This window comes from Mesorhizobium sp. BE184, assembly GCF_031457045.1.
Classification (GTDB): Bacteria; Pseudomonadota; Alphaproteobacteria; order Rhizobiales; family Rhizobiaceae; genus Mesorhizobium.
The window spans coordinates 629,767-652,846 of sequence record NZ_JAVDVU010000001.1; the positions used below are offsets into that span (position 1 = coordinate 629,767).

31 protein-coding genes are annotated in these 23,080 nt (G+C 63.4%); 16 read left to right on the plus strand and 15 right to left on the minus strand.

Annotated elements, in window-relative coordinates:
* Positions 1–3: 3 nt before the first annotated feature.
* The 5 genes from J2X35_RS02980 to purC are packed head-to-tail and all read right to left on the minus strand — an operon-like array spanning position 4 to position 2,878.
* Positions 4–426 carry a hypothetical protein gene (locus J2X35_RS02980; protein ID WP_056108537.1) on the minus strand — a complete coding sequence of 141 codons (423 nt, stop codon included), beginning with the start codon at positions 424–426 and terminating at the stop codon, positions 4–6.
* Positions 423–1,085 (minus strand): glutathione S-transferase family protein, encoded by a 663-nt coding sequence (locus J2X35_RS02985; RefSeq protein ID WP_310180869.1) that lies wholly within the window; start codon positions 1,083–1,085, stop codon positions 423–425. The genes J2X35_RS02980 and J2X35_RS02985 overlap by 4 nt, the downstream gene beginning before the upstream one ends.
* A 31-nt stretch (positions 1,086–1,116) precedes the next feature.
* Entirely contained in the window at positions 1,117–1,785 is a 669-nt protein-coding gene (purQ, locus tag J2X35_RS02990) for a phosphoribosylformylglycinamidine synthase subunit PurQ (protein WP_056108539.1), read from the minus strand.
* Positions 1,786–2,028, minus strand: a complete 243-nt coding sequence (purS, locus tag J2X35_RS02995; protein ID WP_056108542.1) for a phosphoribosylformylglycinamidine synthase subunit PurS — start codon at positions 2,026–2,028, stop codon at positions 1,786–1,788. It abuts the gene before it with no gap.
* 52 nt (positions 2,029–2,080) lie between these two features.
* Positions 2,081–2,878: a phosphoribosylaminoimidazolesuccinocarboxamide synthase gene (purC, locus tag J2X35_RS03000; RefSeq protein ID WP_056108545.1), complete on the minus strand. Its 798-nt coding sequence runs from the start codon at positions 2,876–2,878 to the stop codon at positions 2,081–2,083.
* A gap of 274 nt (positions 2,879–3,152) precedes the next feature.
* On the opposite strand from purC, the gene J2X35_RS03005 reads away from it, so the two are divergent.
* Entirely contained in the window at positions 3,153–3,473 is a 321-nt protein-coding gene (locus J2X35_RS03005; protein WP_056115317.1) for a DUF1476 domain-containing protein, read from the plus strand.
* Positions 3,474–3,573: 100 nt separating this feature from the next.
* The gene (locus tag J2X35_RS03010; protein WP_310180873.1) at positions 3,574–4,353 is read left to right on the plus strand and encodes an HpcH/HpaI aldolase/citrate lyase family protein; all 780 of its coding nucleotides are present in this window, start codon (positions 3,574–3,576) and stop codon (positions 4,351–4,353) included.
* A gap of 214 nt (positions 4,354–4,567) precedes the next feature.
* Here J2X35_RS03010 and J2X35_RS03015 read toward each other — a convergent pair whose 3' ends face one another.
* Positions 4,568–5,116 (minus strand): alpha/beta hydrolase, encoded by a 549-nt coding sequence (locus J2X35_RS03015; RefSeq protein WP_310183723.1) that lies wholly within the window; start codon positions 5,114–5,116, stop codon positions 4,568–4,570.
* Between the two features lie 200 nt (positions 5,117–5,316).
* On the opposite strand from J2X35_RS03015, the gene J2X35_RS03020 reads away from it, so the two are divergent.
* On the plus strand, positions 5,317–6,126 hold the full coding sequence (locus J2X35_RS03020) for a VOC family protein (protein WP_310180874.1): 810 nt from the start codon (positions 5,317–5,319) through the stop codon (positions 6,124–6,126).
* Here the strand turns inward: J2X35_RS03020 and J2X35_RS03025 are convergent.
* The 4 genes from J2X35_RS03025 to J2X35_RS03040 form a co-directional block, all read right to left on the minus strand.
* Positions 6,123–6,695, minus strand: coding sequence for an alpha/beta hydrolase (locus J2X35_RS03025; RefSeq protein WP_310180876.1), 573 nt, complete (start codon positions 6,693–6,695; stop codon positions 6,123–6,125). The two genes, J2X35_RS03020 and J2X35_RS03025, sit on opposite strands and share 4 nt — an antisense overlap.
* Positions 6,695–8,002 carry an adenylosuccinate lyase gene (purB, locus tag J2X35_RS03030; protein WP_310180878.1) on the minus strand — a complete coding sequence of 436 codons (1,308 nt, stop codon included), beginning with the start codon at positions 8,000–8,002 and terminating at the stop codon, positions 6,695–6,697. Before purB ends, J2X35_RS03025 begins: the two co-directional genes overlap by 1 nt.
* A 63-nt stretch (positions 8,003–8,065) precedes the next feature.
* Positions 8,066–8,569 carry a hypothetical protein gene (locus tag J2X35_RS03035; RefSeq protein WP_310180880.1) on the minus strand — a complete coding sequence of 168 codons (504 nt, stop codon included), beginning with the start codon at positions 8,567–8,569 and terminating at the stop codon, positions 8,066–8,068.
* A 32-nt stretch (positions 8,570–8,601) separates the two neighbouring features.
* Entirely contained in the window at positions 8,602–9,324 is a 723-nt protein-coding gene (locus J2X35_RS03040; protein WP_310180881.1) for a DUF2259 domain-containing protein, read from the minus strand.
* A 127-nt stretch (positions 9,325–9,451) separates the two neighbouring features.
* Between J2X35_RS03040 and J2X35_RS03045 the strand changes: the two genes are divergently transcribed.
* The gene (locus J2X35_RS03045) at positions 9,452–9,709 is read left to right on the plus strand and encodes a DUF2171 domain-containing protein (protein WP_310180883.1); all 258 of its coding nucleotides are present in this window, start codon (positions 9,452–9,454) and stop codon (positions 9,707–9,709) included.
* Positions 9,710–9,726: 17 nt separating this feature from the next.
* Here the strand turns inward: J2X35_RS03045 and J2X35_RS03050 are convergent, their stop codons facing one another.
* Together J2X35_RS03050 and J2X35_RS03055 are read right to left on the minus strand one after the other, a co-directional pair.
* Positions 9,727–10,734 carry a P1 family peptidase gene (locus J2X35_RS03050; protein WP_310180884.1) on the minus strand — a complete coding sequence of 336 codons (1,008 nt, stop codon included), beginning with the start codon at positions 10,732–10,734 and terminating at the stop codon, positions 9,727–9,729.
* Positions 10,734–11,801: a branched-chain amino acid ABC transporter substrate-binding protein gene (locus tag J2X35_RS03055; RefSeq protein ID WP_310180886.1), complete on the minus strand. Its 1,068-nt coding sequence runs from the start codon at positions 11,799–11,801 to the stop codon at positions 10,734–10,736. Before J2X35_RS03055 ends, J2X35_RS03050 begins: the two co-directional genes overlap by 1 nt.
* A 166-nt stretch (positions 11,802–11,967) precedes the next feature.
* Here J2X35_RS03055 and J2X35_RS03060 point away from each other — a divergent pair, with 166 nt between their 5' ends.
* The 7 genes from J2X35_RS03060 (at position 11,968) to J2X35_RS03090 (ending at position 18,348) form a co-directional block, all read left to right on the plus strand.
* Complete coding sequence (locus J2X35_RS03060; RefSeq protein WP_056115329.1) at positions 11,968–12,462, plus strand: flavin reductase; 495 nt, start codon at positions 11,968–11,970, stop codon at positions 12,460–12,462.
* A gap of 28 nt (positions 12,463–12,490) precedes the next feature.
* Entirely contained in the window at positions 12,491–13,423 is a 933-nt protein-coding gene (locus J2X35_RS03065; protein ID WP_056108569.1) for a MoxR family ATPase, read from the plus strand.
* A gap of 4 nt (positions 13,424–13,427) precedes the next feature.
* Positions 13,428–14,675, plus strand: coding sequence for a VWA domain-containing protein (locus J2X35_RS03070; protein ID WP_310180888.1), 1,248 nt, complete (start codon positions 13,428–13,430; stop codon positions 14,673–14,675).
* A 32-nt stretch (positions 14,676–14,707) separates the two neighbouring features.
* Positions 14,708–15,046: an XdhC family protein gene (locus tag J2X35_RS03075; protein WP_310180889.1), complete on the plus strand. Its 339-nt coding sequence runs from the start codon at positions 14,708–14,710 to the stop codon at positions 15,044–15,046.
* A 31-nt stretch (positions 15,047–15,077) separates the two neighbouring features.
* Entirely contained in the window at positions 15,078–15,782 is a 705-nt protein-coding gene (locus J2X35_RS03080) for an XdhC family protein (protein WP_310180891.1), read from the plus strand.
* Entirely contained in the window at positions 15,779–17,389 is a 1,611-nt protein-coding gene (locus J2X35_RS03085) for a molybdopterin-binding/glycosyltransferase family 2 protein (protein WP_310180893.1), read from the plus strand. Before J2X35_RS03080 ends, J2X35_RS03085 begins: the two co-directional genes overlap by 4 nt.
* Positions 17,390–17,487: 98 nt before the next feature.
* Entirely contained in the window at positions 17,488–18,348 is an 861-nt protein-coding gene (locus J2X35_RS03090) for an alpha/beta hydrolase (RefSeq protein WP_310180895.1), read from the plus strand.
* 10 nt (positions 18,349–18,358) lie between these two features.
* On the opposite strand, the gene J2X35_RS03095 is transcribed toward J2X35_RS03090, so the two are convergent.
* The 3 genes from J2X35_RS03095 to J2X35_RS03105 form a co-directional block, all read right to left on the minus strand.
* Positions 18,359–19,408 (minus strand): DUF1176 domain-containing protein, encoded by a 1,050-nt coding sequence (locus tag J2X35_RS03095; protein ID WP_056108581.1) that lies wholly within the window; start codon positions 19,406–19,408, stop codon positions 18,359–18,361.
* A 100-nt stretch (positions 19,409–19,508) separates the two neighbouring features.
* A complete protein-coding gene (locus tag J2X35_RS03100; protein ID WP_156459752.1) occupies positions 19,509–19,673 on the minus strand; it encodes a hypothetical protein in 165 nt (54 codons plus the stop codon).
* 178 nt (positions 19,674–19,851) lie between these two features.
* Positions 19,852–20,019 (minus strand): hypothetical protein, encoded by a 168-nt coding sequence (locus J2X35_RS03105; protein WP_244478713.1) that lies wholly within the window; start codon positions 20,017–20,019, stop codon positions 19,852–19,854.
* An 84-nt stretch (positions 20,020–20,103) separates the two neighbouring features.
* Here J2X35_RS03105 and J2X35_RS03110 point away from each other — a divergent pair, with 84 nt between their 5' ends.
* The 5 genes from J2X35_RS03110 (at position 20,104) to J2X35_RS03130 (ending at position 23,046) form a co-directional block, all read left to right on the plus strand.
* Complete coding sequence (locus J2X35_RS03110; RefSeq protein ID WP_310180901.1) at positions 20,104–20,382, plus strand: hypothetical protein; 279 nt, start codon at positions 20,104–20,106, stop codon at positions 20,380–20,382.
* 106 nt (positions 20,383–20,488) lie between these two features.
* Entirely contained in the window at positions 20,489–21,556 is a 1,068-nt protein-coding gene (locus J2X35_RS03115; RefSeq protein ID WP_056108587.1) for an aldo/keto reductase, read from the plus strand.
* Between the two features lie 89 nt (positions 21,557–21,645).
* Positions 21,646–21,894, plus strand: coding sequence for a ParB N-terminal domain-containing protein (locus J2X35_RS03120; RefSeq protein WP_310180903.1), 249 nt, complete (start codon positions 21,646–21,648; stop codon positions 21,892–21,894).
* Positions 21,895–22,011: 117 nt separating this feature from the next.
* Positions 22,012–22,497 (plus strand): SRPBCC family protein, encoded by a 486-nt coding sequence (locus J2X35_RS03125; protein WP_310180904.1) that lies wholly within the window; start codon positions 22,012–22,014, stop codon positions 22,495–22,497.
* A 150-nt stretch (positions 22,498–22,647) separates the two neighbouring features.
* Positions 22,648–23,046 (plus strand): GFA family protein, encoded by a 399-nt coding sequence (locus J2X35_RS03130; RefSeq protein ID WP_310180905.1) that lies wholly within the window; start codon positions 22,648–22,650, stop codon positions 23,044–23,046.
* The last annotated feature ends 34 nt before the right edge of the window (positions 23,047–23,080 follow it).

Here is a 23,080-nt window from a genome sequence, read left to right on the forward strand (position 1 = left end):
TGGCTATGCCTTCGCGCCGCAGTCGCTGTCGCCGGTCTGCCAGCGCGCGACGTCGGCGCTGATTCGCGGCCCAATGGATTCGGTGGTCAGCGGCCCGAACACTTCGACGCTGCTGGAGCTGCCGCGCGCCTGCACCACGAGCAGCGGTTTGCCGCCGTAATGCTTGGCCGGAACCAGAAGGAACCGCGGCGTGCCGCCGAAATTGTTCAGCTCGTTCGCCATCTGGTACTGCCGGAAGGCAGGGTCCTTGCTGGCGATCCAGCATTTGTGGGCAGCGATCGCCACCTGTTCCATCGCTCGCAGCGAGGCGCTCTTGCCGCTGGGAACGGACGGTGTGCTCTTGGCCCCGGACTGGCAGCCGGCCAGGGAAAGCCCGGCGACGGTCAGAAGAGCGATGGCCGGTGCAACGAACGAGATGCGTGTCATGCGTCCGCCTTGAAGTCCTTCATGAACACCGTCAGCCCGTCATCCATCTCGTTCCAGACGAGCGACAGCGCCGGCTGCTGCCGCGCAATCTGCTCGTAGGCCTCGAATTTCGGATAGGGGTCGAGCAGATCGGTCTCGCCCGACATGACGCGGTAATTGTTGAAGATGAAGCGGATCGGCGTCAACCAGGCATCGGCGAAGGTCAATTGCTCGCCCAGCGCATAGGGGCCTCGCGCCAGCCGCGCCTCGACCGCCGCGAGACCGTTTTGCTGGCGTTTGGAATAATAGGTGATCGCCGCCTCGTCGCGTGCTGCGGCGCTGATCAGCTCGAACAGGCGTATGGTCGGCGTCAGCACGTCGAGGTCGGCAATGCGGCAGAACATGCGCACCAGCGCCCGTTCGCGCGGGTCCTGCGGCAGAAGCACCGGCTCCGGGAATCGCTCTTCGAGATATTCGGCGATCACCACCGATTCCACGATCGTCTCGCCCGAGCCGGTGATCAGCACCGGAATGCGGTTGAGCGGCGAGATGGCGCGGAATTCCTCCGGAATCGGTATGCCCGGCGGCGGCGCAATGATCTTCAGCGGCACGTCTTTCAAATAGGCGATGCCGCGGATGATGGAGGAGTATGTGGAGAGGGGGCGCGAATAGAGCTTCATCGCCGAGTCTTCGCGGTTGCCGGCGAAAAGGTCAAGCGGCGATCCTGAGCGCGCCCTCGAACAGCGCGCGGCCGTCAATGCCGCCATGCGCGGCCTCGATCAGGTTTTCCGGATGCGGCATCAGGCCAAGCACGTTGCCCTTGGCCGAAACGATGCCGGCAATGTCGTTGATCGAGCCGTTCGGATTGGTGCCTTCGGCGTAGCGGAACACCACCTGGCCTTCGCCTTCCATGCGTTTCAACGTCTCGTCGTCGGCGAAATAGTTGCCGTCGTGATGCGCAACCGGGCAGCGGATAACCTGGTTCGGCTGGTAACCGCGGGTAAAGGCGGTGTTGGCGTTCGCCACCGAGAGCTTCACCTCGCGGCAGACGAATTTGAGCGAGGCGTTGCGCATCAGCGCACCGGGCAAAAGGCCCGCTTCGACCAGGATCTGGAAGCCGTTGCAGACTCCGACCACCATGACGCCCTGCGCTGCCTTTTCAGCAACGGCGCGCATCACCGGCGAGCGGGCGGCGATGGCGCCGCAGCGCAGGTAATCGCCGAAGGAAAAGCCGCCGGGAATGGCGATCAGGTCGACATCCGGGATTTCCGTGTCTGTCTGCCATACGGTGGCAGGCGCTTGGCCCGAAATCTTGGTCAGCGCCGCGATCATGTCGCGGTCGCGGTTGAGGCCGGGGAGGAGAACGACTGCGGATTTCACTTAACCCACCTCCACCGCGTAATTCTCGATCACGGTATTCGCCAGGAGCTTGTCGCACATGGCCTTGAGGTCGGTCTCGGCTTGCGCCTTGTCGGCGCTGTCGATTTCGATGTCGAACACCTTGCCCTGGCGTACGGCGCCGACGCCGCCGAAACCCAGGCCGGACAGCGCATGTTCGATCGCCTTGCCCTGCGGGTCGAGCACGCCGTTCTTGAGGGTTACGGTGACGCGGGCTTTTATCACGATGCGATCCTTGGAGTGTGGAGGGCCGGCGCTGTGGACGCCGGCACATGGGTCAATGCGGCTTTGTGCCCTTCGGCGGCTCGCTGGTGGCAACCAGCACCGGCCCGGTCGGGCGAGGCGGCTCGTTCTCATTCATGATGCCGAGGCGGCGCGCCACTTCCTGATAGGCCTCGACCAGCCCGCCCATGTCACGGCGGAAGCGGTCCTTGTCGAGCTTGTCCTGGGTGGCGACATCCCACAGCCTGCAGGAATCCGGCGAAATCTCGTCGGCGACGACGATGCGCATCATGTCGCCCTCGAACAGGCGGCCGCATTCGATCTTGAAATCGACGAGCTGGATGCCGACGCCCATGAACAGGCCGGAGAGGAAGTCGTTGACGCGGATGGCCAGCGCCATGACGTCGTCGATTTCCTGGGGACTGGCCCAGCCAAAGGCGGTGATGTGCTCTTCCGAGACCATCGGATCGTCCAGCGCATCGGCTTTGTAGTAGAATTCGATGATGGAGCGCGGCAGCACCGTGCCTTCCTCGATGCCGAGGCGCTTGGCCAGCGAACCGGCCGCGACATTGCGCACGACCACTTCCAGCGGGATGATCTCGACTTCCTTGATCAGCTGCTCGCGCATGTTGAGCCGCTTGATGAAGTGCGTCGGAATGCCCATGCGGTTGAGATGGTTGAAGATGTGCTCGGAAATGCGGTTGTTGAGCACGCCCTTGCCGTCCACCACTTCATGCTTTTTCTTGTTGAACGCGGTGGCATCGTCCTTGAAGAACTGGATCAGCGTTCCCGGCTCTGGTCCTTCATAGAGGATTTTGGCCTTGCCTTCGTAGATGCGGCGGCGTGACTTCATCGGATTTGTTCTCTGGTTGGAAGGGCAGGTGGCGGCACCCGGTCCCTTTCTCTCGCCTGAGCGGCGGCTGTGGGTCTCACGCGGTCTCTAGCGCAATCGTGCCGTTTGCTCAATTGGCAAATCGGTCCAATCACAGTTTCGGCGGCCGGTTGCGGACCGAAATGCCGCAGCACCGCGGGCCATGTGTGATATTGACCGCGATGCGGCCTTTTGATTTGTGCTTCCCGACCACATATTCACCACCAACGAATCGCCATCCATCCGGAGGAATGCCATGAGCAGCATGAAGGACCGCGAAGAAGGTTTCGAACGCAAATTCGCCTTCGACGAGGAACTGCGCTTCAAGGCGACGGCGCGCCGCAACAAGGCGCTCGGCCTGTGGGCGGCCGAAAAGCTCGGCAAGTCCGGCGCCGATGCCGACGCCTATGCCAGGGAAGTGGTCGTGGCCGACATCGAGGAAGCCGGCGATCACGACGTTTTCCGCAAGGTCCGCAAGGATTTTGATGCGGCTGGCATCGACCAGTCCGACCATCAGATTCGCCGCACCATGGACGAATTGATGGCGCAGGCCATCGAGCAGATCAAGAACACCTGATCCATTTCTCTGGACCAGCAGACCGCCCGGCTTGCCGGGCGGTTTTTCTTTGCGTTTCCGGTATTTCCGTCTGAAACTGGAATCAAAACCGGAGGATCGCATGTCCCTGAAATCCCGCCTCGCGGCCGGAGAAACGCTTTGCACCGCATGGTCCGGTGTTCCCGACGCGCTGACCGTCGAAATCGTCGCCGCGCAGGGGTTCGATGCGGTGACGCTGGACATGCAGCATGGCGGACATCACGAGGACAGCGTTCTGCGTTCCATCCCCGCCATCCAGGCGGCAGGCAAGCCGGCCCTGGTGCGCATTCCCGTCGGGCGCTTCGACATGGCCAGCCGGGCTCTCGATTTCGGCGCCGAGGCGGTCATCGCGCCGATGGTGAACTCGGTGGCCGACGCCGAGCGCTTTGCCGCGGCGATGAAGTATCCGCCGCTTGGCGAACGCTCCTGGGGGCCTACATACGCCATGCCGAGGCACGGCAAGGGCACGTCTGTCGAATGGCTGCATGAAAGCAACCAGCGCACGCTGGCCTTCGCCATGGTCGAAACGCACGCCGCGCTGGACGTCCTCGACGGCATCATGGCGACGGCCGGTATCGACGGCATCTTCCTCGGGCCGTCGGATTTTTCCATCGCCTGGACGAATGGCGGGACGATCAATTCGACGCTCGAAGACATGATGGAGACCATCGCTTCGGTCGCCGCCCGCGCCCGAGCCGCGGACAAACATGCCGGAATATATGTCGTCGACCCGGCCGTCGCTGGCCGCGTGGTTGAAATGGGCTACCGGCTGCTTGCCATGGGTTCAGAACACACGCTGATGGCACTAGGCGCGAAGACGTTGCTGGCGAATGTGAAGAAGTCGATAGGCAGTAGGCAGTAGGCAGTAGGCAGTAGGCAGTAGGCAGTAGGCAGTAGGCAGTAGGCAGTAGGCAGTAGGCGCTTAATACCTCTTCGTCATCCGGCCGCAGCCAAGCGACCAAGGGTCGCGAGGCAAGAGCCGGGATTCATGCCGGAACATTGGTAGGTCACGGAATGGATCCCGGATAGGTCTCCGCTACGCTGCGGCCAACTTCCGGGATGACGTCGCGGCTATACTAAAGCCGCGTCATGAACTGCGCGAAGGTCATCGAGCCTTCGGGCCAGGGTCCATGGCCGGATTCGGCGTTGAGATGCCCGGCCTCGCCGGCGTCGATAAACAACGAACCCCAGGCTGAGGCGATATCTTCCGCGACGTCGAACGAGCAGTATGGATCATTGCGGCTGGCGACGGTGATCGACGGAAACGGCAGCGGCTCGCGCGGATACGGCCCGAATGTCATCAGGTGCCGTGGCCGGATGTCCAGGTTGGCGACATCTGGCGGCGCCACGAAAAACGCGCCGGCGATAGGCTTGGTGAATTGTGGGATCGCCTGCACCACGGACGGAATGCCGAGAGAATGCGCGATGAACACCACCGGCCGCTCGGCCTCGTTGACCGCCCTGACGACATTCTGCGTCCAGTCTTCACGCACCGGCTTCGACCACTCGGCCTGCTCGACCCTGCGGGCGGTCGACAGCCTCGACTGCCAGCGCGTCTGCCAGTGGTCGGGGCCGGAATTGGTGTATCCGGGAACGATGAGAATATCCGTGTCCTTGACTTTCATGGCGCGCATGTAGCGAGCCAAAAGGCTCGATGCAACATCGCGGGAACGATGCGTGTGTCGCATTCGGTGAACACGATGTTCGCTTTTGCCCGACTTGTGTGAACGATCGCGATCGACGATTTATGAAGGGATGTGGTCAAAGCGGAAATGTTTCCGCGAACGGACCATGTTCGCGCACTTGCCGACCGATGGAGATAGCCATGACCGAACTGCCCTTTGCCGCGACCACCCCGGTCAGCGTGTCACGCGTCGGGCTGAAGGCGCGCGATGCCGACGCGCTGGCAGCCTACTACCGCGACGTTGTCGGGTTGCAGGAACTTGGCCGCGATGGAGAGACCATCACGCTGGGCGCCGCCGGCAGGCCCTTGCTGGTGCTGGAGCAGGACCGCGCCGCAACGCCCGACGATCCGCGCGGCGCCGGCCTGTTTCACACGGCTTTTCTTCTGCCGGGCCGCTCCGATCTCGGCCGCTGGGCGAGCCATGCCATGGCGAACAAGCTGGCGATAGAAGGCGCGTCGGACCACCGCGTCAGTGAGGCCTTCTACCTCACCGACCCGGAAGGCAACGGCATCGAGATTTACGCCGACCGGCCGCGTGAAAGCTGGCTGTGGAACGGCGCGCAGGTCGCCATGTCGACCGAGCGCATGGATGTGCGGGGCGTCATCGCCGAGGCGGCCGGCACGACATGGAACGGTGCGCCGGAAAATACCGTCGTCGGCCATGTCCATCTGCGCGTCGGCGATCCGCGCGAGGCGGAGGATTTCTGGCACAAGGAATTCGGCTTCGACACGGTTGCGAAATATGGCGCGCAGGCGGTCTTTTTGTCCTCGGGCGGATATCATCACCACATCGGCGCCAACACCTGGCAGAGCGTCGGAGCCGGCCGGCGCGACCCGGCACGGACGGGGTTGTCGTGGGTGGAGATGCGGTCGGATAAGGCCGGGGCGGCAGTGGAAAAGCAGGACCCGTGGGGCACCGTGATACGGCTGGTACCGGACCGGGCGGCCTAAAGCCTGGCCTGTTCCAGCAGCCGGCCAAGCATGAGCAGGCCTTCCGGCCATACGCCCAGCTTCGCTTCATTGCCCATATGGCCGAGTTCGCCTGCGTCGGCGACGGCGCATTCCCAGGCCGAAGCAAATTCATGCGCCTTGGAAAAGGTCACGCGCGGATCGGTTCGGCTGGCGACGACGAGCGCCGGAAACGGCAGCGGCGCCAGCGGCAGCGGCGCGAATGGCCGCACCAGGTCGAAGGAAGGGTCGGGGTCTTCGACATTGGTCGGCGCGACCAGGAAGGCGGCCGCCACCTTGTCGACGCGGTCCTCATCCGCTTCTGCCGCCCACTTCACCGTCGTTGCGACGGACAGCGAATGCGCCAGGATGACCACGCGGCGCGGTGCGGCGGCAATCGCCGCGTCGACCCTGGCGATCCAGTCGCGCGGGTCGGGCCTGTCCCATTCCGCCTGCAGCACGCGGCTGGAATTCGGGAAGGCCCGGCACCAGTGCGACATCCAATGGTCCGGTCCGGAGTTTCCGCGCCCGGGCAGGGCGAGGAAGTCGAAATCTCCGGCTTCTGGAACCATCAGGCTTCTCCGAACACCCGCTTGAAGATCGTATCGACATGCTTGGTATGATAGCCGAGATCGAATTTCTCGCGAATTTCAGCCTCGGGCAGCGCTGCCGTGACTTCCTTGTCGGCGAGCAATTCCTCAAGGAAATCGGCGCCTTGCTCCCAGACCTTCATGGCGTTGCGCTGCACCAGCCGGTAGGCGTCCTCGCGGCTGACGCCGGCCTGGGTGAGGCCGAGCAGCACGCGCTGCGAATGCACCAGCCCGCGGAACTTGTTCAGATTCGCCATCATGTTGTCGGGATAGACCAGAAGCTTGTCGATGACGCCGGTCAGCCGTACCAGCGCGAAATCGAGCGTCACGGTCGCGTCGGGGCCGATCATGCGCTCAACCGATGAGTGCGAGATGTCGCGCTCATGCCAGAGCGCCACGTTCTCCATCGCGGGCAGGGCGTAGGCGCGCACCATGCGGGCGAGGCCGGTCATGTTCTCGGTCAGGATCGGGTTGCGCTTGTGCGGCATCGCTGACGAGCCCTTCTGGCCCGGCGAGAAATACTCCTCCGCTTCCAGCACTTCCGTGCGTTGCAGGTGCCGGATTTCCACCGACACGCGCTCGATGGACGAGGCAATGACGCCCAGCGTCGCAAAGAACATGGCATGGCGGTCGCGCGGGATGACCTGCGTGGAAACCGGCTCCGGCTTCAGGCCGAGTTTCTCGGCGACATGCTCTTCCACATAAGGGTCGATGTTGGCGAAGGTACCGACCGCGCCGGAAATGGCGCAGGTGGCGATGTCCTCGCGCGCATGCACCAGCCGTTGGCGGGCACGGGAGAACTCGGCATAGGCCTCAGCCAGCTTGACGCCGAACGTCGTCGGCTCGCCATGGATGCCGTGGCTGCGGCCGATGGTGATGGTGTCCTTGTGCTCGAAGGCGCGGCGCTTGAGCGCGGCCAGCAGCCCGTCCAGGTCGGCGAGCAGAATGTCGCTGGCGCGGGTGAGCTGCACGGAAAAGCAGGTATCGACGACGTCGGATGACGTCATGCCCTGATGCACGAACCGCGCGTCCGGGCCGACGATCTCGGCAAGGTGCGTCAGGAACGCGATGACGTCGTGCTTCGTCACCTTTTCGATTTCGTCGATGCGATCGACGGAGAAGGTCGCAGCGCCGCCTTTTTCCCAGATTGTCCTGGCAGCTTCCTTTGGAATGACGCCAAGTTCGGCAAGCGCGTCGCAGGCATGCGCCTCGATCTCGAACCAGATGCGGAAACGAGCTTCCGGAGACCAGAGGGCGGCCATTTCCGGCCGGGAATAGCGAGGGATCATGTGTCGGTCCTGATCGTCTTGGGGAAATTCAAAAAAACCTCGTACCAGACGCTGGCAAGATGCTCAACGCGGCTGGCGGACAAACCAGGCGCTGGCCAGGAACAGCGCGATGAAAGCCACAGGAAAAAAGAACCGCAGGCCGAGCACGGCGAATTGATAAAGCGCCGCCAACGTCGTGAAAACGAGCTGATAAATCCAGATGACGGAGAAAGCAGGCGCGTGCCATTCGGCGTAATAGACCCGGTACTGCAAGGCAAAGAGCGCGCTGGTCGTAGCGATCGTCCCCAGGCTGAGACAGACGAAGGCGGCGGCGAAGGCGACCTCGTCGCGCCTTCCGAGCGAAAGCAGCCGCGCCGCGAACAGGGCGATGGGAAAGGCGATGGCCCCGCCGGCGGCGTAGAGCAGCGCGAGATAGCGTATCCTTTCGACCGTTTCCCACTCACCTGTGATGAGATGCGCCAGCGCACTGGCGCCCATCGTCAGAGCCCAGACGATGGCGCCAGAAACTGCGGTCCGCAGCGACGGCAGCGCCCGCTTCACATGAGAAATGATACCCGATGGGGGCATCTTTTTGAGCCGTCGCGACGGGGATTCTGCTGTCACGGTCGCCCGGTCACGGCGATCCAGCGGTGGTCCGGTCCTTCGAAGCCGTATTGGCGTACCGAAATCAGCACCGCATAGGCAGTCAGCGAGTCGGCCGACAATGTCTGCACGCCGCCAAGGGCATAGCCCATCGGGCATCCGCGGCTTTTCGGAATCGATTTGTCCTCGTGCAACACCGTGGTCTTGCCACCGTCCTTGTCGTCCACCCGCAGCAGCCGGAAACCCTTCGTGTCACCGAGACTGTTGCAGACCTCCGCACCCGCCATCGGGATTTCCTCAAGCCGGAATTCCAGCGGAGGGTCGATGGCCGGAAACACCGGGCTCGGGTTCACCGACATCCGAAACGGATCGGCGGAAAGCTCGGTGACAGGGTTCAAGCCAGCGGTAAAGCCACGGTTGGCCGCGAGCTCACTGGCCGGAACGATTTTCTCGCCCTGTTCACGCGCTCTCTGGCGCGCGCCATCGACTGAAACGCCGTCCTGGTCCAGCCGTACCCGCACAGGAGTTCCGGGGAGGAACGCATCGCTGTCCACATCAATGTAATAGCGGTTGGCGTAGGGAAAACCGGGCCCGTCCTGCAGGCCGTATTCCTCGAAAGCGAAAACCTTGCCGTCCTTGCCGAAGCCGAGGATTTCGAGATTGGCCGCGTCGCCTGCTTGCGCCGCTGGGGCCACGGCCAGCACGAATAGCGTCACGACAAACTGACATAGGAATCGCATGGTTTCCCCCGGGCGTGCAGACACCCACATATCATGGCAAAGCCTGCGCGGCACTGCACGAGAATTGTCTGCGCCATGCATCCATTTGGCGAATCGTCCGTTTCTGACTGGCAAAAGGAGAACCGTCATGAGCAACACCGCGGGCATTCGCGAACATATGGAATTGATCGGCGCCGATGGCGTCCATGTCGGCACTGTCGACCGGGTCGTCGGCGACCGCATCAAGCTGATGAAAAAGGATAGTGGCGAGGGCTCACATGAGGGGCACCACCATTTCATCCCGGCCAGCCTCATCGCCGGAATCGAGGGTGATACGGTGCGGCTTTCGGCGAATTCAGACGTCGTCGTCGATGAATTCATCGAAGAAGAATCCGATCCCACCTGAATGATTTGAAGCTCCGGCTAGTCCTTGCGGGTAGACCAGGCCGGAAACAGGTCACCGTCAGCCGGTGAGGCCGCGAACACGCCCCGGCTAATGGCGCGGGCCATGGTCGCGCCGGCTGCTGCATAGAGGTCGATGGCGTCATTAGGCGAAAGCGCGATGCCGCTTTTCCCCGTTGCCAGCGCGAACACCAGATCGCCGTCCGCCGGCGTATGGCTGGGCCAGATGGCGCGGGCAAAGCCGTCATGCGCTGCAATCGCCAGCCGCTTCGCCGCCGCCTTGGTGAGAACGGCGTCTGTGGCGATCACGGCGATGGTCGTGTTGCCGCCGGTCCCTGCGTCGCGGAATTTCAACCGGATGTCGCTCGCGTCCCGCGGCATCGGCGAGGGATAATCAAGGCCGCCGAACTCATCGCCGATCTCGAACGGCGCCGCCCAGAAATGGCGGCTGCGCCCGACGGTCACCGAGCCCACCGGGTTCACTGCGGCCAGGGCGCCGATGGTGACGCCGCTTTCCAGCGCGGTCGAGGCCGAGCCAAGCCCGCCTTTCAGGCCGGCGCTGAGCGCGCCGGTTCCAGCGCCCGCCGTGCCGATTTCAAAATCCAACGCCGCCGATTGCACTGCCGAATAGCCCAGCTCGCGATAGGGCGGATAACGTCCCCAGTTCTTGTCGCCACCATTCTTCAGGTCGAACAGGATCGCTGCCGGCACGATCGGCACCCGAAAGCCACCGACCTCGAAACCGACGCCTTGCTCGCGCAGGAATGCCTGTACCCCGGAAGCGGCGTCGAGGCCAAATGCCGAACCGCCGGAAAGCACCACCGCGTTTATTGCCTCGACCGAATTGTGCGGTTCCAGAAGGTCGGTCTCGCGCGTGCCGGGCGCGCCGCCCAGCACCTGGAAACTGGCGACCGCCGGTTCGTCGCAAAGGATCGCGGTGACGCCCGATTTGATCGCCGCGTCCGCGGCGTTGCCCACCCGAAGGCCAGCCACGTCGGTAATGAGGTTTCGCGGGCCGGTACGGAGCATCACTCGTCCTCCACCGGCGCGAACCGCGTCCCGTCGAACCGGAACAGCCGATAAGGGCTTTTCGCGAGATCGCCTTTTTCATCGAATTTCACCGGTCCGATGGCCGTGCGGAAGGCCTGCAACGCCAGCTCTTCCGCGAGCGGCCTGCCGGACGCCTTGGCGGCTTCGTTGGCCTGCCGGGCGATTTCAACCGCGGCATAGGCAGGCAGCGCATAGCCTTCCGGAATGATCTGCGCGGCGGAAAAGGCGTCGAGCGCGGTCTTGTCGGCACTATCGGCCCATTCCGGCTCGGCGACCATCAGCGTGCCGGTGGTGAGTGACACCTCGCCTTCGGGCGCGCGCAGCGTTTCACCTCCCGCGAAAGTCATGCCGGCTTCCAGTTTTTTGGCATCGCGGCCCATGATCGCCAAATCGTCGCGGTCGCCACCAACGAAGACATGGGTCGCCCCCGCTTTCTTGAGCCTGCCGACCAGCCCGACCTGGTTGTCCATTCCCGGACGGAACGTATCGACGAAAACCGGCTTGAGCGCCGCCTGCTCGGCCGCCGCCCTGAAACTTTCCGCCATCTCGCGGCCATAGATCGTGCCGTCGTCAACAATGGCGAACAGCCTCTCCCGCCATTGACGGGTCAGGATCGACGCGGCGGCGGTTCGTTCGTCGTCGCCGCGCGGTCCAAGACGGAAAACCGGCCAGCCTGTCTTGGCGCGGCGGTCGGTCAGGCTGTCGGCGCGCACGCCAACCGTGAGGACTGGGATGCGCGCGTCCTTGAATAGGGGCAGCGCCGCCTCAATGGCGTCCGTGCAGAGAAAGCCGATAACGATATCGACCTTGGCCCCAATGAGGTCCCTCGCGGCCTTCTCGCCGCCCGCCGCCGTGCAGCTATCGTCAACCGTCCAGATTTCTACCCCGGCGGATTTGGCCGAAAGCGCCGCGCCATCCTTAACCTGCGTGCCGAGCTGGGCCGAGGGGCCGGACAGCGGCGCCGCCACGCCGACCGTCAACGCCTGCGCCTGGCCGGCAAGCGCCAGCCATGTCAATGCTGCAGAAAGGATGGTGCGGGGCCGCATACAGGAAAACTCTCCATGCCGGAAGGTGGTCCGGCTTTCCAGACCTAAAGGCTGGTCTGCGCGCGCGCAACTCGCCATTTTCGTTGCGATACGCCCAACCGTTAACTTGTACCGGTCCACCATGAGGTCTTATATAACGAGCAGTTTCAAACAAATGGGCGAAGCAGTGCTGAAGAAGAACGATGTCGAGCCCCAGGCCTATCGCGATGCGATGAGCCATTTTGCCGGCCATGTGCATGTGGTGACCACCGATGGCTCGGCAGGCCGGCGCGGCGCCACCGTCATCGCCGCCTGCTCGGTGTCCGACACGCCGCCGATGATTCTTGTGTGCCTCAATCGCCAGAATCTGAAGAACGAGCCTTTCCTCCAGAACGGCAGTTTCGCGCTGAATACGCTTTCCTCCCATCACGAACCCCTGGCGGTCGGGTTTTCCGGGCTGACCGGACTTCCGGCTGAAGAGCGCTTTGCTCTCGCCCAATGGGACACGATCTCGACCGGGTCGCCAACGCTCACCGATGCGCTCGCTGTGTTCGATTGCGAACTGGTCGATACCAAGGACCTCGCCACGCATCGTGTGCTTTTTGGCAAGGTGACAGGCCTGCGCATCGGGTCTAATTTGAAACCCCTTATCTATCACGACCGCGGCTACCACGTTCTGTGAAACGGACGGCAGCTTTCACGGAGAAGGTATGACCGGATTGAAACCGCGCGCCGTGCCGCAGACGATTGATGAAACGCTCGATCTGCTCACTGGCGCGGACTATGTCGCGGACAGGTCGCTGGCGACGGTCCTGTTCCTCAGCCTGCGGATGCGCCGTCCGCTTTTCCTGGAAGGCGAGGCCGGCGTCGGCAAGACCGAGATCGCCAAGGTGCTCGCCTCGGCGCTTGGCCGCCGGCTGATCCGATTGCAGTGCTATGAGGGGCTCGACGTCTCGTCGGCGGTCTATGAGTGGAACTATGCCGCACAGATGATCGAGATCCGGATGGAGGAGGCGGCTGGCAAGGTCGACCGCACCGATATGGAGCGCAATGTTTTTTCCGAGAAATATTTGATCCGCCGCCCTGTGCTGGATGCGCTGACGGGAACGGCGGGCGCAGCGCCGGTGTTCCTCATCGATGAACTTGACCGTACCGACGAGGCTTTCGAGGCGTTCCTGTTGGAAATCCTCTCCGATTTCCAGGTGACTGTGCCGGAACTGGGGACGATCAAGGCGGAGGAGCCGCCCATCGTCATCATCACCACCAACCGCACGCGGGAGATCCACGACGCGCTGAAGCGCCGGTGTCTCTACCACTGGGTCGATTATCCCGATGCGGCGCGTGAGCTGGAGATCGTGCGGCGCAGGGTGCCGCAAGCCAACCGCCGGCTCTCGGCTGAAGTGGTGTCCTTCATCCAGAAGCTGCGCCAGATCGAGCTGTTCAAGGCGCCCGGCGTGGCTGAGACCATCGACTGGGCCGGCGCCCTGACCGAGCTCGACAAGGTCGCGCTCGATCCCGAAACCGTGTCCGACACGATCGGCGTGCTGCTGAAGTACCAGGACGACATCGCCCGCATCGGCGAGGGCGAGGGCCGGCGCATCCTCAACGAGGTGAAGGCCGAGCTGTCGGCGGCGGCGGAGTAGCCCGATGGGTAGCGTCGCAACGGTTCCTGACGCTAAAGCAGACGGCCGCATCGCCGACAACATCGTCTATTTCGCCCGCGCGCTGCGCAAGGCCGGCGTGCGTGTCGGCCCGGCTGCGGTGAAGGACGCCATCGAGGCCGTGCTTGCCGCCGGCATCGGCTCGCGCGACGATTTCTACTGGACCCTGCATGCCGTGCTGATTACCCGCCACGAGGACCACGCAACTTTCGATGAGGCGTTCCGGCTGTTCTGGCGCTCGCGCGAGTTGATCGAGAAGATGCTGGCCATGTTCTCGCCCGTCGCGCCCGACAACCGCGAGAAGCAGAAGCTCCGCGCTGCCGAAAACCGCGTCAGCCAGGCGATGTTCGAGGGCCACCAGAAGCATCAGCAAGTCCAGGAAACGCCCGAGGTCGAGGTCGATGCACGCCTCACCGTGTCGGGCAACGAAGTCCTTCGCGAAAAGGATTTCGCCCAGATGAACGCGGCCGAACTCGTCCAGGCGCGCAAGGCCATTGCCGAACTGCGCCTGCCGTTCGACACGGTGCTGACGCGCCGCTTCCGTCCGGACAGACAGGGCCGTCGTATCGACCCCCGCGCCATGATGCAGGCGGCCGCGCGCAGCGGCGGCGAACTGATACTGCCAAAATTTCGCTCGCAGCGCGAAATTCACCCGCCGCTGGTGGTGTTGGCGGATATTTCCGGTTCGATGAGCCAGTATTCCCGCATCTTCCTGCATTTTCTCCACGCTTTGAGTGAGAAGCGCCGGCGTGTTCACGCCTTCGTTTTCGGCACGCGTCTGACCAATCTCAGCCGGCAGCTTCGTCATCGCGATCCGGATCAGGCGCTGGCGGATTCCGCTGCCGCGGTGAAGGATTGGTCCGGCGGCACCCGCATCGGCGACACGCTGGCCGAGTTCAACCGCCTGTGGTCGCGCCGCGTGCTGGGGCAGGGCGCCATTGTGCTTTTGATCACTGACGGACTGGAGCGGGACGACACCGCTGGCCTCTCGCAGGAGATGGAACGGCTGCAGAAATCCTGCCGGCGGCTGATCTGGCTCAACCCGCTGCTGCGCTTCGACGGTTTCGAGGCCCGCGCCCGTGGCGTGCGGGCCATGCTGCCCTATGTCGACGAGTTCCGCTCGGTTCACAATCTGGAGGCGCTTGGCGATCTGTGCGCTTCCCTCGGCAGCAAGGCGCCGGCGACAATCGATCCGCGCCGCTGGCTCGAGGCTGGCGGCAGGCGCGCCGCATGACCATATATTCGGTTTGAATTGGAGGTTCCGACATGGACAACCCCGCCCCCCTGGACGAAGCCCGCGATCCGCTGACCATCGCTGAAAACTGGCTGAAGGACGGCCGCGAGGTCGCCCTGGCCACCGTAGTCGAGACCTGGGGCTCGGCCCCGCGCCCGGTCGGCAGCCATCTCGTCATCGACGCCGAGGGTAATTTCCACGGCTCCGTTTCCGGCGGCTGCGTCGAAGGCGCTGTGGTGACCGAAGCCGCCGACGTGATCGGAACCGGCAAGCCTCGGATGCTGGAATTCGGTGTCGCCGATGAAACGGCCTGGCAGGTCGGGCTGTCCTGCGGCGGCCGCATCAAGGTTTATGTCGAGCCGCTGGGCTGAGACATGACGCGTTTTCAGCGAGTGCATTGAAATGGACCGACACCTGCTCGAACGTTTGAACGCTGCCCGCCGTGAGCGGCGCGCGGCAATGCTCGTGACCGATCTGGCAAGCGGAGCGGGCCGGCTCGTCGGCGAGGGAGAGCCTGTGACGGGAGATCTCGGCACCGCAGTTTCAAGGGCCTTCCGCACCGGCAATTCCGGTACGGTCGAGGCAGACGGACAAACCTTCTTCCTCAACGTACATCTGCCGCAGCCGCGCCTTGTGGTGATCGGCGCGGTCCATATCAGCCAGGCGCTGGCGCCCATGGCCAAGGTCGCGGGCTATCCGGTCGAGATCATCGACCCGCGCACCGCCTTCGCCACGCCGGAACGCTTTCCCGATGTCTCGCTGGAAGCCGAATGGCCGCAGGACGTGCTCGCCCGCAAGCCGCTCGACAGTTACACCGCCATTGCCGCTGTCACCCACGATCCTAAGATCGACGATTTCGCGCTGAAGTCGGCACTGGATGCCGGTTGTTTCTACATCGGTGCGCTGGGCAGCAGAAAGACGCACGCCAAACGGGTTGAACGGCTGCTGGTTCTTGGCGCGAGCGCCGAACAGGTTGCCCGCATCCATGCCCCGATCGGACTGGATATCGGCGCCGCCAGCCCGTCCGAGATCGCCGTCGCGGTGCTGGCGCAGATCATCCATGCTTTCCGCTCGCGCGGTCTTGAAGCGAAGGGCGCGGCGGCGTGAAGTTCGGGCCTGTCCCGATCGACCAGGCCGCCGGCGCCATTCTGGCGCACGCGACCACGGCGGGCGAGAGACGCTTGCGCAAGGCGCATCGGCTGAGCGACGTCGATATTGCTGATCTCAAGGCAGCGGGCATAGCCGAGATCGTGGTCGCTGTACTCGATCCCGGCGACCTCGACGAAGATGCTGCCGCGACGGCCATTGCCGCCGCCATGTCGTTCCGCAATGTGGTCGCCAGGCCCGCAGCGACAGGCCGGGTCAACCTTCATGCGCTTGAAGCCGGCATCTTCACCGTCGATGCGGCCAAGATCGATGCGATCAACGCCGTCGATCCCGCCATCACCATCGCCACCTTGCCGCGCTATGCGCCGGTGATCGCCGGGCAGATGGTGGCGACTGTCAAGATCATTCCGTTCGCTGTCCCATTGGCTCTTGTCGACAAGGTGCGCGCGCTGTGTATCGGCGGCGAGATATTCGGGGTCAACGCATATCGTCCCATGCGCATCGGCGTCGTCCAGACAGTGCTGCCCAGCGTGAAGGCAAGTGTTTTGGACAAGACAATCCGCGTGACCGAGGCGCGGCTGGCGCGTTCGGGCGGCAGTGTGGCCGCTGAACGCCGCACGCCGCACGAAGCCGTTCCCCTGGCCGAAGCGATTACCGAACTCGCGCGCGACACCGACATGATCGTCATTTTCGGCGCGTCGGCCATGAGCGATTTCGAGGACGTCGTGCCGGCAGCCATCGACCGCGCCGGAGGCACAGTCGTTCATGCGGGTATGCCGGTCGATCCCGGCAATCTTCTTGTCGTTGGGGCGCTTGGCGGCAAACATGTCATCGGCGCGCCGGGCTGCGCCCGCAGCCCGAAGGAGAACGGTTTCGACTGGGTGCTTGACCGGCTTGTGGCCGGGCTGGACGTCACGTCGAAGGATATCGCCGGCATGGGCGTCGGCGGCCTGCTGATGGAGATACCGACCCGGCCGCAGCCGCGCGAGCCGCGGCCCACCCAGGCGGGCCGCAAGGTTCACGCCGTGCTGCTGGCCGCGGGACGGTCCAGCCGCATGGGTGGTCCGAACAAGCTTCTTGCCTTGTTCGATGGCAAGCCGCTGGTGACGCGCACGGCCGAGCGCGTGTTGGACACGGGCGTGGCCGGCGCCGTGGCAGTTGTCGGTCATCAGCACGAGCGTGTCGGTTCGGCGTTGAGCGGCCTGAACCTGAAAATCGTGGAAAATCCCGACTTTGCCGACGGCCTCTCATCGTCGCTCAGGGTGGGAATAGCGGCCTTGCCACCCGATGCGGGCGGCGCGCTTGTCGTGTTGGGCGACATGCCGGGCATTTCCGCCCGAGACCTTGACCGGCTGATCGAAGCGTTCCGCAAATCGGGCGGTTCTGCCATTGTCCGTGCTTCGCACAACGGCAAGCGCGGCAATCCGGTGCTTTTGCCAAGAAGCCTGTTTTCGGCTGTGGCGCATCTCGAGGGCGACACCGGCGCGCGCTATCTCGTGGAGAACGCCGGCATCGACGTCATTGACGTCGAGATCGGCGCTGGCGCATGGCTTGATGTTGACACGCGCGAGGTCCTCGAAGAAGCCGGCGGCGTGCTGCAGGATTGAACGCCGCCCTTGACGGGCAGGTTTTGGGAAGCCAAGCACAGAGGCTCGAAACGTCGAGGTTCCGCGTGCGCGCATCCCGTTCCCTCTTGGCCGGTTTTTTGTCGATTTTCGTCACAGTCGCTTTGGCGCCACCAGCCGAAGCAACGGATGCGCTGAAGCCGTTCAAGGACGAACTGTTTGCATATCCGGCGGTTCTGTCTTCCGAAAAGGGTGACCGCTACCGGGTCGTCGATTATCGCGAACTGCGTGACATCAACGAGCGCGATCAGGTGCCCGAGCGCCGTGTGAAGGGCGAGTACGTCTCGACGGCTGTGCGCAAGGTGCAGCAGGATCTCATGCTGAAGACGGACGCTGGCGACATCCGCCATGTCGCGGTGGGGAGCACAGCCGGAGCGGGCATCATCGTGCTCTACCTGCACGGGCAGGGCGGTAGCCGCAAGCAGGGCGCCGACGACTTCACCTTCGGCGGCAACTTCAACCGCATCAAGAATTTGATGGCCGCCAATGGCGGGCTTTATCTATCGCCGGACTTTTCCGACTTCGGCGACAAGGGCGCGGCCCAGATCGCCTCGCTGATCGGCCATTATGCCGAAGCGTCGCCTGGAGCGAAAATCTTCGTTGCCTGCGGCTCGATGGGCGGCGCGCTGTGCTGGAAGCTGGCAGGCCGGCAGGACACCGGCGCGCGTGTGGACGGGTTATTGTTATTGGGTTCGCTATGGGACGAAAGCTTCCTCACCAGCCCTGCCTTCAAGCGGCGCATTCCGGTGTTCTTCGGCCAGGGCAGCAAGGATCCGGTCTTTCCGGTTCAGAACCAGGAAGCGTTCTTCCGCTCCATCCTCGCAAAGTCTTCCAGCTACCCCGCGCGATTCGTCCGCTTCGAGACCGGAACGCACGGCACGCCGATCCGCATGGTCGACTGGCGTGAGACGCTGAACTGGATGCTGTCCGTTTCAGGTTAGGCCGCAATCCTCATGGGGGCGTGTTGTAGTCGACAACCGTCTGCGGGTTGATCTCGCCGTCGTAGGAGGCGTCGACATCGTACTGGACCAGCGAGAAGTCGCCATTGCGAAACAGGTAGCTGGCCGAAGATGACGCGTCGCCGACGCCGCGCCATTTGGCGTAGGACATGATCGTTCGCGTCTTCTCGTCGTAATCGGAATTGAGCAGTTCGTCCTCGGTCTTGAAACCGGTGACATTCACGGCCTCGACCTTGCCTTCGCTGTCGCCGTTCTCGTAGCGGATGTCGAGTTCCGGCTCGGCGAATTGCAACTGCCGGACGCCTTCGACGTCGTTGGCCATGTAATAGACAGCGCTCTCATTGTAGGCCGCCATGAAGCAGAAGAAGCGGAACAGGCGCACTTCGCGCTCCGGATCGGATTCGGATGCATTCGGATCCTTGTAGCGGATCGAATACTGGTCCGGGTTGCCTCTAGGCTCGCCACCGGGTCCGTCGGGATTGCAGCCTTCGCCATAGCTCGCGGCGAAGGCTTTCTTGGCTTGTTCGAGCTCCGAATCCTTCTTCACCGGCTGCGGACCGTCGCCGCAGCTTTCCGGCAGGGCGTCGTCGAGCGTGGTGGCGGTGGAAGGTTTCAGCCCGCCCTTCTCGATATGGATGGGGTTGAACGGCGGCGCCTGGATGGTCGCGTTGACCTGGCGCAGCGTATAGCAACCGGCAAATATCTTCTCGCCGCCATCCTTGTCGGTGGCGCGGATCGCGACGGGCACGTTGAAATAGATGCTGCCGGCAGCGCCTTCTTCCCCAATCCCGCCGGTCTGGACCTCGACACTCGCGGTGCCCTCATAGCCTTTTGCGAAGGCGTCGAAGTCCTTGGCCGGCTTGGTCTCGCCGAAATAATCCCAGGCGCGCGCATATTCCCGGCGGTTGATGGCATTGTAGAACGACTGGATAACCGCCTCGGGATCCGAGCGGTTGTCGACATAAGGCGTTTCAGCGGCGAACACCGCGGGCGCGATGGTGAAGGTTATTGCCACAACTGAGGCGAAAGCCATGCATTTCATCGCGAATCTCCGGTCGGCCGGAGGATGTTAGCACGGAATACGGCCGGTCGATGACAGGCCGCCTCGGGCGCTCAGCCGAAGCCGAACGCCTTGGTAAAGGCTAGCGAACCGCCATTTCCCGGGCAATGCGGGGAAAATCTGCCGGCTTGACGCCGATATCTGCCCGGTCGGAATTGCTCATTGAATGAAGCAGCGCCAGAGCCGCGCGGTAGCGCACATGCTCCTGCGGACGCGGGCGGGCGAACATCTCAGTAAAGAAACCCATAGTCAGGCTCCCGGTTGTTCCTCCCGAACTGTCAATATAGGTGATTCATGACAATTGTGCAGTGCACCATTCGCATGGCAGCCATGCGTGAGCCATCTGCCCAAGCCTCGCAGGTGCGGAGTTCCGATAAACTCTTTCCGAACCTGCGCATGTATTTTTAACGAGCCTTTCCTATGTTTCAGCTTGAACGGACGCGCCTTGCGGGGAGAGAGACATCAGCGCGAAAGCCAAACGGGATTTTGCCTCCCTCCTTGATGATCTCTTCGTTGCCCCGCAGGAGGCCGAGGATACCGCCGCCGCGCCGTCCATCCCGTTCGACTACCTTTCCGTCGTCGATGAACTGCATTCGGGCCGCATCAAGGTTTCAGGCGAAGCCGCTGCGGCCGAGTACCGCGAGGCCGGCGCGGATCTTTCCGCCGAATTTGCCGCTTTGCTCGACCAGGTGAAGGTCGCTCTGGCGGAGGAGGCCCCGGCATCGGCCGAGGACAGGCTGCCGCCGGTCGATCCTGATTCCATCGCCGCGGAGCTCGGCCTGGACCGCGATGTCGCGGATATGGATTTCAACCGGCTGCGTCGCGGCTTCGCTTTCGACAATCATCCCGACCGCGTCGCGCCGCACCTGCGCCAGCGCGCCGCCATCCGCATGCAGATCGCCAACATGCTGATCGATGATGCCCGCCGGCGCGCCGAATCGGCCAAGGGCCGGTAAAACTATCCGCTATGCGTGGCTTGTCGGCTTGGAGATTGGCCGGCGTCTGGGCTAGGATGCGGCTCCCTCCCGCGCTTCCACGCACATTTCCCTCGGAGCCACAACCATGAAAATGAGCCGCCTCGGCCGGACCGACCTTCTTGTCTCGCGCATCTGCCTCGGTTCGATGACGTGGGGCCAGCAGAACACCGAACAAGAAGGCCACGCGCAGATGGACCTCGCCTTCTCGCGCGGCGTCAATTTCATCGATACGGCCGAGCTTTACCCGATCCCGCCCAAAGCCGACACGCAAGGGCAAACGGAACGCATCATCGGCAGCTGGATGAAGGCCAGGGGCAACCGCGACAAGGTGGTTCTGGCCTCCAAGGTCGTCGGCCGCACTGCGAACGAGTATTTTCGCGGCGGCAGGCCTTCGACGCTCAACCGCGCCGACATTTTCGACGCCGTCGACAAATCCTTGGCCAAGTTGCAGACCGACTACCTCGACATTTACCAGATCCACTGGCCCGACCGGCCGGTGCCGTGGGGCGCCAACCCGACCCGCATCGGCTCGACCAAGCCTCGCGCCGACGCTTTCGGAGGCCCCGACGACGAAGTGCCGATTGCCGAGACGCTGGCGGTTTTCGACGAGCTGGTGAAAATCGGCAAGATTCGCCACTACGGCCTGTCGAATGACAGCAGTTGGGGCGTGATGCGTTTCGTCGCCGAGGCGGACAAAGGCATTGGCCCGCGTCCGGTGTCGCTTCAGAACGCCTACAATCTTCTCAACCGCACGTTCGAGGTCAATCTGGCCGAAGTCTGCGACAGGGAGGGGATTTCGTTGCTCGCCTATTCCCCGGTGGCGCAGGGCTATCTGACCGGCAAATACGACAACGGTGCGCGGCCGGAGGGATCGCGGACGCGGTTGTTCAACCGTGGCCAGCGCTACGAGACGCCGAACGCAGCCGAGGTACAGCTCGAATACAGCACGCTGGCGCGCTCCTTCGGCATGGAACCGGCGCTTTTCGCCGGCGCCTATGTCGCGAGCCGGCCGTTCGTCACGGCTTCTATCGTTGGCGCTACCAACCTTTCGCAGCTCCAACTGGCGCTGTCCGCTGTCGATGTAACGTGGACCGAAGAGATGCAGACCGCGGTGGATGCTATTCACCAACGCGTCGGCAATCCTTGCCCCTGACAGGATGTCGGGGCTTGCGCCTCGGTCCGTCCATCATGAATTATGCGCGATCAGCGCCGCGATGCGGAAAAAAGGGACAAGGTCGAGCCATGCTGCGTGTGAACAGGATCAACGTCGACGACATCTATGTGCCGACCGCGCGGCGCAAGACGCTGCATCCGGAAACCGTCCGGCATCTCGCCGAGGATATCCTCGAGAACGGCATGAAAACGCCGATCCAGGTGCGCCATGACGGCAAGCGCTACGTACTTGTCGAGGGCTTGCACCGGCTGGAGGCGGCAAAGTGGCTCGGCGAGACCGCGATTGACGCCTATCTGGTCCAGGCGAAGCGGCACTAACCGCTCCTTTGCAGTAACAGCTTGCCGGGCGGTGCAGAAAATTTGCAGTGGGTTGTCGGGCTGGCCAGAGCCCCAGCGTCCTAGGCGCGAAGGCAAATTCAACCCGAGGAGACGCAAATGACCACCAAGCTCGACATCGCCCCCAGTTCCGACCGCGAACTGGTTCTGGCCCGCATCATCGACGCGCCGCGGCAGAACGTCTATCGCTGCTGGACCGAGCCGAAGCTCGTGACCCAGTGGTTTGCGCCCAAGCCGTGGACGACGCCGCGCGCCGAGATGGACGTTCGCGCGGGCGGTTCGAGCATGGTCGTCATGGCCGGACCGGACGGCGCCGAGTTCGAGAATCCCGGCCTCTACCTGGAAGTCGTTCCCGGCGAGAAGCTCGTCTTCACCGACGCGTTCACCAAGGCATGGGAGCCTTCCGAGCGGCCCTTCATGACCGTCGTCCTGACGATGGAAGATGAAGGCAGCGGCAAGACCCGCTACATCGCCCGCGTCAAGCACTGGACGGCGGAAGGCCGCGAGCAACACGAGAAGATGGGCTTCCATGAAGGCTGGGGCCAATGTACCGACCAGCTCGAGGAACTGGCCAAAAGCCTCTGAGCTCTTCACCTTGCTGAAACGGCCGGGCTGAAAGCGCGCGGCCGCTTCTTGTGATCCATCGCTTTGCCTGATCTCGACGCCAGCGCATTTGAATTGACGCTTATCTCGCCCCAGCTAGTTTTGGCGCAACCAATAGCAGGGTGTGACGACATGACTGGACGATATCAAGGCGGATGCCTGTGCGGCGCGGTGCGCTACAAGGCGGAGGGCGAGCCGATCAACCAGCGCGTCTGCCACTGCCAACTGTGCCAGAAGGCCATCGGCGCTGCGTTCAACGCCCGCGTCCTGTTTGCGATCAAGGATGTGGCCGTTCAAGGCGAGGTCGCGATGGTGAATTCCTCGCCCGACCTCAAGCGCGGCTTTTGTCCTAAATGCGGAACGACGATGTTCTCCCGCCGCGACAGCGCCGGCATCATCGGCATCACCACCGGCTCTCTCGACGACCCGGGCGTCTTCAAGCCGCAGATGCACATCTACACCGCCTTCAAGCAGCCCTGGGTGACGATCGACGACGGCCTGCCGCAATATGAAGGCGCGCCGCCCGCCTGATTTTGCGCCCGCCCGAACTTTGCGCCCGCTTAGT